This window comes from Nitrosomonas halophila, assembly GCF_900107165.1.
Taxonomy (GTDB): Bacteria; Pseudomonadota; Gammaproteobacteria; order Burkholderiales; family Nitrosomonadaceae; genus Nitrosomonas; species Nitrosomonas halophila.
This window is the reverse complement of sequence record NZ_FNOY01000076.1, coordinates 1-12,392: the sequence shown is the minus strand read 5'-3', so window position 1 is coordinate 12,392 and position 12,392 is coordinate 1. Positions and strand designations below refer to the sequence as shown.

Below are 12,392 nucleotides of genomic sequence, written 5' to 3'. Positions count from 1 at the left end.
TTCTGCTTCCGAGGCGCTTTCCCTGCTCTTCGCTGGGAAACTGCCTGATTTTATGTTGCAGAATGACTGAGAGAAAGAATACGCTGAATAGTTACGAGTAAAATTACATTGAACTCTATCTTAATAATCCGGCAAGCAATGCATTGTTGGATCGAATGTTCGCAGGCGGGACAGCAAGCCCGTGGCGGACACGATGCCGCGGCTACGGATGGGGTAACCAGAAACTTCAAGCGATCTCGCAACCCATGTATTGCAGGTATTGAAAGCGTGGAATGATCCCCTGGCACGATAGAAACGGCTGTTGCCGTACAGGCCCGGCCCGAGTGAGACCATGCGCCGCCCCTCTGCATAGTCGAAGCTTTCCGCAATGAAACCCAATAGGCGTTGATAGCCCACTCGAGGCAGGGTAAGCGCGACGATCGTCACATCACCCCAAAAAAAACGGTGCGGGGTTTCCGGAATCGAAACCACATGCAGCACCGAATCGGTTGGCCAGAACATCGCCCGGATGGCGAGAATAATCGAGGTCTTCCGGGCCTGGTAGTATTTTGCATCGCCCCAACCCACTTCAATGTAATTCCCGACGGTCCAGTCGCTGGACAATCCCGGCACCACCGCCAGCAAGTCCTCGCGCTTGACCACGATGCCCGTATGCAAGCCATGATTGACCACGTAAACCAGCTCGCATGGATGCAACTCGGGTGTGGGCATCATTTCCGCAGTCATGCCCTTGGCAGGGATGAGCATCCATAACAGCCACACCCCCCCCCCCGCAGAATGTTCCGCCCCATCCGGGGTGGCCATGCAAGCCAACTTCTGAACGCAATCGGGACAGACATCATGGGACTACCAACCAGCCAGGTAAAGACGTCGATGGAGTTTCATTGTGGCAGACTCCCCAGGTGTAGCAAAGAAACCGGCGTTGCCCTCAACTGAAGGCATCTTGCAGCGATACGCCCCCGCGTTCAGCAAGCCTTGCGCTCCATCAGATAGCACAAGCAATCCTGACGGATAATTTTTGCATCGCATGTCAGCATGGCCGGCATCAGGAAGCGTTTTGTCACCAATAAATTATCACGTCGTGCAAAATACTGTTCGGTCACATCCTGCCCGTGGCCATTCGTCGCCCTCAGACCCAGCGAGGCATGGCCATCGATCAAACCAAACGAGGTACCAGGCTTGAGTTCGCGAAAATTCAACTGGTCCAGTGCAGGATCGAATTTGAGTACGCCCGGCCCCTGGCCAAAGCCGAATGTGGTGTGCTCACAAACTTTAACCGTGGCGACCGTATGGAACAAGTCGATATCGTGTTTGGGAAACAGACGGGCGGGAAAGGCCTGTAAATGCAGGCAGGCCTCAAGAAACTGTAGTGCATGTTCAACACTGCCGATGCTGCCCGGCTTGCCACACTCCAAGGCGACTGCGGGGCAACGAGCGGCAAAGGCACTGGTTTGGGTTCCGAGCGGTTGCCGGAAATAGACCACGGTGCGGCTGAATAAGGTCGCCAGATAATAGTTCGCATCCTCCAGCCAGGTGATGCAGGCATAATGCGGATTGGTGCCGGTATTGTTGTGGATATCGACGCTGGCAAACAGCGGACAACCCTCCATTTCGTTCACCACGGCCCGCATCAACGCGCTTTCCGGTAGTTCGGGATTCGAAGTGCCCGGCCATATCCGATTATAGTCCGGCTGATGATCGAGACGACGCAACCGCCAGCGTGCTGCCTCGACATTGCCGATGAATATCGTCAGACTGCGCGGCAACCTAACGGCTGCATATTTGGCAAGCAGCTTTCGGATCGCCAACCAGCCGGTATCTTCATTGCCATGCAGCAAAGTGGAAACGAACAATCGGTCCTGACGCTCTCCTTCGAGATGAATCAGCGTCGGGCCACCCAGCAACTCAAGCAGCGCATCACTGGATGCCGCCAACAGCGCCGGTGGCACTGCATGCAAAATGCGTAATTCCGGATTCATATGCCCCATTCATGCACAGGTGCCCCGCTACGTTGATTCTCCAGATATTTGGCCGTCAGGTCAAAAAAATTACGGTCATGGTCATTCAAGTAGGCACGCTGCCAGGCGGCACCTGTTTGGCGAGATTTCACGCGTGCCTCAATGATGTTCAGATACCGCCGGCGGGAATCCCGATCGATGCCGAGCATGGTCAGACCATAGTCCGCGATCGGCAGCAGTTCATCCTGAATCAGACTGGCGGCATTCACCATACGTTGTTCGCCTGGCCAGTCAAGCGTGGCTTCCAGTCCATATTGGGCGGCACGGTAAAAATTGGCATGCGCAGCTGAAAACAGCAAATCGGTTTCCGGTGGCCGGATCTGCTCGGCCAGATAATGCACCGCCCCGTAATAAAAAGCCGCGCTGGCAATCTGATCCAGAATACTGGGGCCGGCCGCCATGACGCGTTGTTCAATCCGCACATGCGGCTGGCCCGCGTTGTCGAATCCGATCAATGGACGGCTCCAGCGCCAGATGGTGCCATTGTGCAGCCGCAGATGATCGAAACGAGACGGCGGGGTATCAAACTGTATTGGCAGCAAGGCTGCATACATCTTGAGGTTTTCCTCGAAGCACTCCCAAACGCTCGACTCCAGATAGCCGGAACCGAATGTCACGCGCTCGGCAGCCTGCTCGCCCAGATTGACCGCCTGTTCAAACAGGGGAATGCGTGTTTCTTCCCATAGCGTGTGCTGAAAAAGAAAGGGGGAATTGGCCGTGACCGCGACCAATGGCGCGCACAGCATGAGTGAGGCATTGTAGTAGCGCACGGCTTTTTCCACAGGCACCTGCAAGTGCACCTGAAACGAGGTGGCAGCCGCTTCCAGCATGACGTCCATTTGCGACAAGGCCAGCCGCTCTTCGCCGCTGATGTTGATTTGGATCGGCCGCCCGCCGCGCAGCTTGATCACTTCGGTATTGAGCGCGCTAAACCGATTCAGTGAAGAAATGTTGGCCAGGCACAGATCCTGCTCCCGAACAGTCGGCAAAATTCCTATCAGAATCAAGGCGTTGTCCAGATCATGCGCTTTTTTCATGCAGTAGCGCCAGGTTTGCTCCAGCTCGCTTTCCATCCGCAGCAGGGCATTGCCATGCAATGCCTGGGGCGTGCTGTTCAGTTCAACATTGAAGCGGGAAAGCTCGGGCACCACCAAGGGATGATCGAGATGCGCCAGAAAGGCTTCATTGTTCGGCACGGGAAAAAGATTGCGGTCGATCAGCCAGGCTTCGAGCTCGCATCCTGCGACAAAACCGCTGGATGAGAAACTGCCGGATGCCAGAGCACTGCGCAACAACGCCGTTTCCTCAGCCAGCCGCTGATCAAACAACGCCCGTTCTTCTGCTTGAAAATGATCGGCGGCGATTTCCTGGCCCATAGCGATATCCAATACGTAAAATCCAGTTCATACAAGGCGCAAACCGCTGACAGCAGTCAGCCAGCGGCAGGCATGCTATAGCGCAAGCATACCATGTTGACCCTATGGCAACCACTCTTCCCGGGCCTGCCGCCCAAAGCCGATATCCCGGCCCGGATGGGATCAATGGCACAACGATCCCTATCAGATATGGCATACTCCCCCCTTTGTCGATTCTCCGGAGAAGGTCTCTTTCGTGGCTAGTTATGAGTTTCTGATCGGTCTGCGCTATACGCGCGCCAAACGCCGCAATCACTTTATTTCATTCATCTCGCTGATATCCCTGCTGGGCATCACGCTCGGCATGACAGCCCTGATTACCGTCATGTCGGTCATGAATGGCTTTCACAAGGAAGTACGTGAACGCATCCTGGGCGTCGCCTCGCATGCCCAGATCAGCAGTTTCCAGGGCGGGCTGTTTGATTGGCAAGGTATTGCGGAAATCGCCGCTCAACACCCGCAAGTCATGGCGGCAGCACCCTACATCGATGCGCAGGGCATGCTTTCATACAACCAGGTCGTGCGCGGGACGATCGTGCGCGGTATTCTGCCGGAGAGCGAACACAACGTGGCTGATTTTGCCGACAGGATGGTGACGGGCGAACTCCGCCAACTGGCGGCGGGGGAATTCGGCATCGTGATCGGGCTCGAACTGGCCAGAACCCTGGGCGCTTATCCAGGCGACAAGATCGTGCTGATCTCGCCGCAGGGCCAGGTCACGCCAGCCGGAATACTGCCGCGCCTGAAGCAGTTCACCGTCACCGGCATCTTTGAGGTTGGGCATTTCGAATACGACTCCGGGCTCGCGCTGATCCATCTGGCCGACGCCCAGAAACTTTATCGCATGGCGCCCAATCAGGTTTCCGGCGTCCGCCTGAAACTGCACGACATGTTCCAGTCCACTCGAGTCATTCATGAGCTGGCTGAAACCCTCACGCCCGATCTGTACTTCACCGACTGGACCCAGCAACATGCCAACTACTTCCGCGCCATTCAGATCGAAAAACGCATGCTGTCACTGATTCTCGCCCTGATCATCGCGGTGGCCGCCTTCAATATCGTCTCCACACTGGTGATGGCCGTAACCGACAAACAGGCGGATATCGCGATTCTGCGCACGCTGGGAGCAAGCCCGCGCAGCATCATGAAGATATTCATCATTCAGGGCGCCCTGCTCGGCATTTTCGGCACCCTGCTGGGTCTGCTGGGCGGCATTCTGCTGGCCTACAATGTCGGCGAAGTTGTTGCCTTCATCGAGCATTTATTCAGTGTTCAATTTCTGTCCCAGGAAGTCTATTACATCAGCAAAATTCCTTCCGACCCCCATCTGGCGGACATCGTCACGGTCGCCGCGGTGTCATTCGTGCTGACGCTGCTGGCAACGCTCTACCCGAGCTATCGCGCTTCCAAAGTCAACCCGGCCGAGGCATTGAGCTATGAATAAAACCATCATCGCATGCCGAAATCTCTATAAAAGCTATTTTCAGGGCAAGCTCGAAGTCCCGGTCCTGCATGGCATTGATCTCGAACTGGGCGCAGGTGAAATGGTCGCTATCGTCGGTGCTTCCGGCTCCGGCAAAAGCACTCTGCTGCATTTACTGGGCGGACTGGATCAGCCTACCCAGGGCGAAGTGTTGTTGCTGGGCAAGAATCTGGCGAGCGTCAGTGAAGCCGAACGCGGCCATCTGCGCAACCAGTCCCTCGGCTTTGTCTACCAGTTTCATCATCTGCTGCCGGAGTTCAGCGCACAGGAAAATGTCGCCATGCCCCTGTTCATTCGCCGCGTGAAAAAACCAGATGCCCTGGAACAGGCAGCAGAAATGCTGCAACGGGTCGGCCTGGGCCATCGCCTCACGCACACCCCCGGCGAGCTCTCCGGCGGCGAACGCCAGCGCGCGGCAGTTGCCCGCGCACTGGTTACCCGCCCCGCCTGTGTACTGGCCGACGAGCCAACCGGCAATCTCGACCGCCAAACCGCCGGGGGGGTATTCGACTTGATGCTGGAACTCAATCGCCAGGCCAACGCGGCATTGGTAATCGTCACTCACGATCCCGAACTCGCCAGCCGGGCAGACCGGGTTCTGCAACTGGTGGATGGTGTCTTGCAATAATCGGCGAAAAAAACGATCAAGGGCATCTGCCAGATTTTTTTGGCAACCGAAATTTAGCGTCGGCCGGATGATGCGCAAGCGCACCATCCTATGACTGCCGCATGGCGAACACCAAAGGGCGTGATGCAGAAGGATTGCATCACCATCCGCCAACACGGTCTTCCCAGGCAATAGATCCGTGCCCCGCGAGTAGCAATTCCTTGTAAAATGCATGCGATATTTTGCATTAACCCATCCGAGACCCGACAACGTATACATCAGCCACGTCGACCATTCAAATGACGATTAGTCCCGCGGCACAAAGAATCCTCCAGGAAGTCTTTGGCTATACCGCCTTTCGCGGCAAGCAACAGGCGATCATCGAGCATGTTGCGACTGGCGGCGATGCGCTGGTCCTGATGCCGACCGGCGGCGGCAAATCATTATGTTATCAGCTACCCGCTTTGCTGCGGCCGGGCGTGGCAATCGTGATATCCCCGCTGATCGCCTTGATGCAGGACCAGGTCGAAGCGCTCACCCAGCTCGGTGTGCAGGCCGAGTTCCTCAACTCCAGCCTGGACGCCAACGCCGCGCGGGCAGTCTCCAGCCGCCTGCTGCAAGGCGAGCTCAAACTGCTGTACGTGGCCCCCGAACGCTTGCTGACCAACAGCTTCCTGAACCTGCTGGAGCGCCTGCAGGCACAGCATGGCCTCGCGCTGTTCGCGATCGACGAAGCCCATTGCGTTTCACAGTGGGGACATGACTTCCGGCCCGAATATCGCAAACTAACCGTACTGCACCAGCGCTTCCCGAGCGTGCCGCGCATCGCGCTGACCGCCACCGCCGACGCCCCCACACGCGCGGAAATTGTCGAGCGCCTTGCGCTGGAAAACGCGCAGCAGTTCATCGCCAGTTTCGATCGGCCCAACATCTGCTACCGCGTGGCGATCAAGCGCAATCCACGCCAGCAATTGCAAACCTTCCTGGAAACCGAACATGCCCATGACGCAGGCATCATCTATTGCCTATCACGCAAGAAAGTGGAGGAAACCGCAGCCTGGCTGCAAACCCGCGGCTGGGATGCATTGCCCTACCATGCCGGGCTCGACGCCACCACACGCCACCAGCATCAGCGCAGATTCCTGCGTGAAGAGGGCATCATCATGGTCGCCACCGTGGCCTTCGGGATGGGCATAGACAAGCCCAATGTACGTTTTGTCGCGCATCTCGATTTGCCCAAGAGCATGGAAAGCTATTACCAGGAAACCGGCCGTGGCGGCCGCGATGGCCTCCCGGCCACTGCCTGGATGGTCTATGGCCTGGGCGATGTGGTATCGCTGCGGCAGATGATGGATGCGGGCGATGCGCCGGAAGAACGCAAGCTGGTCGAGCGGCAGAAACTCGATGCCTTGCTGGGTTTCTGTGAATCCACCACTTGCCGCCACCAGACGATTCTGCGCTATTTCGGCGAAGCCCATCCCGGCGATTGCGGCCAATGCGACAACTGCCTCAACCCGGTTGAAACCTGGGATGCAACCGAGGCCGCCCGCATGGCGCTCTCCTGCGTCTACCGCTGCGGGCAACGCTTCGGCACTGGTCATTTGATTGATGTCCTGCTTGGCAAGCAAACCGCACAGGTGGAAAAATTTCAACACCAGCGCCTCAGCACATACGGCATCGGCAAGGCATTGACCGCGCAACAATGGAGCAGCGTCTATCGGCAGCTGGTCGCAACCGGCGTGTTGCAAGTGCAAATGGAAGCCTTTGGGAGACTGAGCCTGACCGAGGCCGCACGCCCGATTCTGCGCGGCGAGCAAAGGGTTTTTCTGCGGCACGACGCCCAGCCCGCCAAACCTGTCACCAGCCGCCCCGAACGAGCAGCGCGATTGCGCGAAGCTTTTGCCAACGTCGCGGAAGATCCGTTATGGCAAGCACTCAAGGCCAAGCGCACAGAACTCGCCCGCGAACAAGGCGTGCCCCCCTATGTGATTTTCCATGACAGCACCCTGCTGGAAATCCTCAACCAACGCCCCGCCAACCTCGACGCGCTCGGCCACATCAGCGGTGTCGGTCAAGCGAAACTGGCCCGTTACGGCGCGCAATTCCTGCAAGTACTGAAGGATGCGGCGTATGCGGGCAATTAGAACCGGAGATTGGTAAACATTGGGGGCAATAATCTAACCATTGCCCGGAATGGATCGCCAGGCCCGTCCTGTTTCTGCAGTGACGCTACACACGGATAATGATCCACCCCCCCGCCATGAACAGGATGCACGCGGCCAGTGTGTTCAGCGCTCTGCCGGAATTGCCCACACACATCTGCCCAGCTTTGCTGGCAGCATACGCATAGGCGAGCTTGACACCCCCTACCGCCATTACGGTGATGGCAGCAACCATGGCAATGTCCATAGCTGAGAGGCTGGACAGATTCAGAAAACCTGGTAAGAAACCCAGATAAAATAAAACTGCTTTCTGATCACCGAGCGTGATCAATAACCCTGTCATGAAGCTCGACAACAGCGAGGAATCGTCGCTGGTCTGACTCTGGGACCACTGTCTCCTTGTGCGCCAGGTCACGACACCGAGCCAAATCAAATAGGCGCCGCCCAGATATTTGACTGCGACAAACGCTAGGAGGCTGTCCGAGAATAGCGATCGTAGCGAGGGCGAAGCTGGCTGAGCGGGATTTTTCGATCATTTGAGGCGAATAGTTTGCTCTATTCAACGAAAAGGATCGAAAAATCCAGCCTGGCAGGTTCGTCCGCAGTAGATCAGTCTATTCTCGGACAGCCTCCTAGCCCCATCGCCTCAACAAGCAGCGCCAGCCCGAAAACAACAAACAGAATGAAAAAGATATCCCCCAGTACAATGCCAGCCACAGTGCATGCGCCATGCACAAAGCCGAAACTGGCTGACTTGGCGGAAACCGCCAGGACACTGACGCTCGGTACTGCCGCCAGCACCGACATGGCAACAAACAGGGCCAGAATGCCATTGAATCCAAGGTTCAGTTCCATTCACCAGATGTCCAAGTTAAGGCAAGTGTTTCCCGGCTACCAAGCCGTACATCAAGGGGAGCTTCGGCCTCCCGTCCGGCATGGCCCATCGGCCTCCGGGGAGGCCGGCCATATCGTCAAAAAGTTTGCATCCATTCGAGTAAGAATATTCTTCAAGGTGACGAATCACCAACCCGGAAGCTGTAAATGATGAAATCACGTCCCCGAGTCCCCACTGGAATTCATAGGCCGGATATGGATTGGAAAAGAAAGTCGCCCCCTGGCTCAAACCAGATGGAGCAAGACCCACACCGGACTGTGCCACATAATCTTCCACGCCCTGTTGCAATGTAACAGGCTCTGCTCCACTCCCATACTCGAACAAGGGTGTCCAGTCGCTGTCGAACACCAGCACAGCAGGATGGAACTCCACGCAGATGAAACGACCATTATTCGTCAGCACGTTCCTGACAAGGTGGGCGAACAGCGGGAGATCAGACAGCCAGCAGAACGCGCCGTACGAACAAAATACTATGTCGAACGCTTCTCCACGTTCTCCAGCCTCCTTGAGCCAGGAATATGCATCAGCCCGCTCAAAGGTTGCTGATATTCCAGTCTCAGCCGATAAGGACCGGGCAAATGCAATCGCCCCATCACTGATATCAACGCCCGTAACGACGGCACCCAGGCGAGCCAGGCTGAGTGTGTCCTGGCCCGCGTTGCACAACAGGTGAAGCAAGCGGGTACCAGCCACATCACCCAACGGATCTTTTTCTTCCTGAAAGAGCGTCATCCCGCCATCACGAAAAAAATTAGCCTGACTATATTTGTGGCTGTTGTGCACTGGTGTTGCTGCATTCCAGGACAGCCGGTTGGCTTCATGTAACGCAGGCTGCAGGGATACCTTTATCGGTCTTGGCATTTGCGCTCAACTGCAGATATGTTTTCGCGAACCGGCTGCTGCAATGCATGGTGATTCGGTGCAATCAATCGCATGTGCAACAGCGGATACACCCTTCCTTGCCCATCCTTTTCCGAGCGCCCCTCCACGACGAACCCGCACGCTTCATAGAACTGCCGGGCTGCCGTATTCTGCTCGTTGACATCCACGGTCAACGCCGGGTGCAGCGAATGAGCATACTGCACCATCTGTCGTCCAATCCCGCAGCCATGGAATTCCGGTGCAAGAAACAAAGCTTCCATCTTGCTTCCAGATAATCCCATGAAGCCCATGCTGACCCCAGAAGCATCACACGCGACCCATATCTCGGACTCACTGGAAGATAGATAGCTGCGCACATGTGGAATCATGGATTGAATATCGTCGGACGATACAAAAATATGTGTCGCCCGAACGGATCTCAACCAGCAATCCAATAACGTCTCACAATCTGCTGGATGTGCTTTGCGGATGACCAAATCCTGATTGCTCGAACCAGGCAGCAGAGGAAGCGGGTCCACCCTATCGGTCCCGCCCAACTGCTGATTTGCCAATTCCTTTTCCATCTTGAATCGCATGAACGCCACGCCATACCTGACGGGACGCTCCACTTCGAGCACACAAAATCCGAACCGCTCGAAGAAAGGCCGCGCAACGGCACTCGCCTCGACTCGAAGTGCCGTCACTCCCTTTGACTGCGCATGCGCCTCAAGCATCGAGAGAATTGCCGATCCCAGCCCGCACCGTGCGTGATCCGGATGACAATACATATACGCTATATGGTCCACGGGATACAATTGACCGAAGGCGACCGGCACACTGTCAATCACTGCACAAATGGTAACCCCCTTCGCCAGCATGCGCCGAAACGCTGCAGGATCCTCCGGATACATCGCCCAAGCGTTTGTTTGTTCTTCCGTGTACCCCTGACGCCCAAGCACACGAGCCGCAGCGCGATAGACAGCGATGAGTGCTTCGGCATCGGCCGTTATGTAATTCCTGAACCTCGTATCATTTGGCATTTGGATATATCCCCATGACCGTCACTGGCTTGTTCATGACTCCCCTATGTCAGCAAGACGAGATCATGATGACATCCAGCTAAAGCAGCTCCTCTGGAATGGCGAAATAGAGCTTATCAACAAACCATAAGTAGATGATTATATATTATAATTTCCATTAACCCGGTCAAATAGCGCACACATATAAGTGAAATAATGCTAAAAACCATGCACGATGATCCACTACCAGAACCATATCTCCCGGGCCGCCATTATCAATGAAAGCCCATAGTTGACCTCCCATTGCCTTTCACCGCACATTCTGCCTCAAGCGCTGCGAGCAACTCATCTGGCGAATTGATGGGGCGCAGATATTTTTGTCGCATGACGGTTGCAAAATCACCGGGTGTCAGCTGCTGCAGGCGCTGCAATTTTTCTTGTTGCCGTGAGTCAGGCTAATTCCTGACAGTAGCGGCAGAACAATGCCCACGCCTGCTGGGTTTTCATGAAATCAAACCTTACCTTGAGATCAAAGCGACGCAGAGCAGCCCAATCAATTCCCTTGATAAAATTGGTGGAAGCAATAATACTGATTTCCCAGCTATGCTGAGCTTGCACACGATCAAGGAGGAAACTATCATTTTCATCTATAAGCAATAGCGCCTCTTCCTGCTCGGCTTGCCTGAAAGCATGTGCGATATTCTTTTCACTTTCACCGACCCATTTTGAGATCAGCTCTGAGGCTGGTTTAACCAATAATGGGCAGTCCATTTGCTCAGCCAGCCAATGGCCATACGCCGTTTTGCCGGTACCGGGTGGCCCGTACAAGCATAATCGCCCCGTTCTTGCTTGAACAAGCCCTGCTGCAAGCTTGGCAAGATCGACATCAGCATGTATGAATTGTGGATCATAGATTCCCGCAACTTTGCGGGACTGATTGCTGCGGATAGAACTGTACCCTTGCGCCTTCAGGGTATTGTTGATCAGCAATTCAATCGCGTTGTTTGCATCGGCAGCCTCTAAACCCTCATGAATGCAACGAACCACCGATACCGCCCGTGACACAACCGCAGGGGCCAACTCTTCCGATTCAGCAAAACGGGCCGCACTCATGGCATCAAGCAGTTTGGAAGCACTCTCCCGGACAATCTGTTCACGCTTCTTTTTTGGAGGAACGGGCACTTCCAGAACAAGATCGAAACGTCGTATGAAAGCTGAATCGAGATTCAGTGAGTTGGATATCCAAAGAGTGGGCACCGGGTTTTCTTCGAGCACCCGATTGATCCATCCTTTCCGCACCTGGCCCGTACTCTTGTACCCAAAGACACTGCTTTTATCATCAAATACATCTTCAATTTCATCAAACAGCAGGAGTGTCTTGCTTCTCGCAAACAAACACTGTGCGGCACAGAAGGCGCGCAGGCGCTGCTCGCCCTCCACGGCATCGCCTTGCTCATCAGCAGAAGCGATTTCAAAGAGCTCACAATTCAACACCTTTGCCATGACTTTGGCCAATTGACTTTTGCCTGTGCCTGATGGCCCATACAGGAAGATATTGACACCTTTTCTTTTGGTCCTGAGAGCAACCTCGAGATAGGGACGCAGGATAGCCAATGATGCGCCGATATGTTCATAGTCGGAAAATTCCAGCTCGGCCGGCGCACTTTGAGTGACCACATCACGCAACAGCATAACTGGATCAGCTTCGGATGCATACAATGCTTCCGCAAAGCGGTCTGACAACACATCCAGTTTACAGCCAAGGCTTGCTATGTTTCTGCTGCGTATTTCAACCAATCCTGATTGCATTAGAATGGATCGGGCATTTAACGAATTCTGGCTCCTCGGCAGAATTTGTGGGTAACCGAAAGCGCCTTTTGTAAGACCATGGCCGGTGATAGTGGAGCACCCCGCCCAATCTCTGAGAAGATG

10 protein-coding genes and 1 pseudogene are annotated in these 12,392 nt (G+C 55.3%); 3 read left to right on the top strand and 8 right to left on the bottom strand.

All coding sequences use genetic code 11. The annotated features are described in order from the left end of the window. Nucleotides 1-120: 120 nt before the first annotated feature. From BLV85_RS12855 to BLV85_RS12845, 3 genes are all read right to left on the bottom strand, one after another. On the bottom strand, nt 121-804 hold the full coding sequence (locus BLV85_RS12855) for a DUF2459 domain-containing protein (protein WP_090415645.1): 684 nt from the start codon (nt 802-804) through the stop codon (nt 121-123). A 161-nt stretch (nt 805-965) separates the two neighbouring features. Next, the gene (locus BLV85_RS12850) at nt 966-1,979 is read right to left on the bottom strand and encodes a M14 family metallopeptidase (RefSeq protein ID WP_090415644.1); all 1,014 of its coding nucleotides are present in this window, start codon (nt 1,977-1,979) and stop codon (nt 966-968) included. Continuing rightward, nucleotides 1,976-3,406 (bottom strand): glutamate-cysteine ligase family protein, encoded by a 1,431-nt coding sequence (locus BLV85_RS12845; RefSeq protein ID WP_245725215.1) that lies wholly within the window; start codon nt 3,404-3,406, stop codon nt 1,976-1,978. Before BLV85_RS12845 ends, BLV85_RS12850 begins: the two co-directional genes overlap by 4 nt. A gap of 223 nt (nt 3,407-3,629) precedes the next feature. Here BLV85_RS12845 and BLV85_RS12840 point away from each other — a divergent pair, with 223 nt between their 5' ends. From BLV85_RS12840 to recQ, 3 genes are all read left to right on the top strand, one after another. Further along, nucleotides 3,630-4,877 (top strand): lipoprotein-releasing ABC transporter permease subunit, encoded by a 1,248-nt coding sequence (locus tag BLV85_RS12840; protein WP_090415642.1) that lies wholly within the window; start codon nt 3,630-3,632, stop codon nt 4,875-4,877. Continuing rightward, nucleotides 4,870-5,544, top strand: a complete 675-nt coding sequence (gene lolD / locus BLV85_RS12835; RefSeq protein ID WP_090415641.1) for a lipoprotein-releasing ABC transporter ATP-binding protein LolD — start codon at nt 4,870-4,872, stop codon at nt 5,542-5,544. The genes BLV85_RS12840 and lolD overlap by 8 nt, the downstream gene beginning before the upstream one ends. A 278-nt stretch (nt 5,545-5,822) precedes the next feature. After that, nucleotides 5,823-7,667: a DNA helicase RecQ gene (recQ, locus tag BLV85_RS12830; RefSeq protein ID WP_090415640.1), complete on the top strand. Its 1,845-nt coding sequence runs from the start codon at nt 5,823-5,825 to the stop codon at nt 7,665-7,667. A gap of 85 nt (nt 7,668-7,752) precedes the next feature. Here recQ and BLV85_RS12825 read toward each other — a convergent pair. The 5 genes and pseudogenes from BLV85_RS12825 to BLV85_RS12805 form a co-directional block, all read right to left on the bottom strand. Then, nucleotides 7,753-8,166 (bottom strand): annotated as a pseudogene (locus BLV85_RS12825) (LysE family translocator); the annotation flags it as partial. 128 nt (nt 8,167-8,294) lie between these two features. Then, nucleotides 8,295-8,540 carry a LysE family transporter gene (locus BLV85_RS12820; RefSeq protein WP_090415638.1) on the bottom strand — a complete coding sequence of 82 codons (246 nt, stop codon included), beginning with the start codon at nt 8,538-8,540 and terminating at the stop codon, nt 8,295-8,297. A 16-nt stretch (nt 8,541-8,556) separates the two neighbouring features. Further along, nucleotides 8,557-9,441 (bottom strand): class I SAM-dependent methyltransferase, encoded by an 885-nt coding sequence (locus BLV85_RS12815; protein WP_218132844.1) that lies wholly within the window; start codon nt 9,439-9,441, stop codon nt 8,557-8,559. After that, a complete protein-coding gene (locus BLV85_RS12810) occupies nt 9,426-10,481 on the bottom strand; it encodes an acetyltransferase (RefSeq protein ID WP_090415637.1) in 1,056 nt (351 codons plus the stop codon). The genes BLV85_RS12815 and BLV85_RS12810 overlap by 16 nt, the downstream gene beginning before the upstream one ends. A 429-nt stretch (nt 10,482-10,910) precedes the next feature. Continuing rightward, a partial coding sequence (locus BLV85_RS12805; protein ID WP_218132843.1) for an AAA family ATPase occupies nt 10,911-12,392 on the bottom strand: 1,482 nt, incomplete at its 5' end.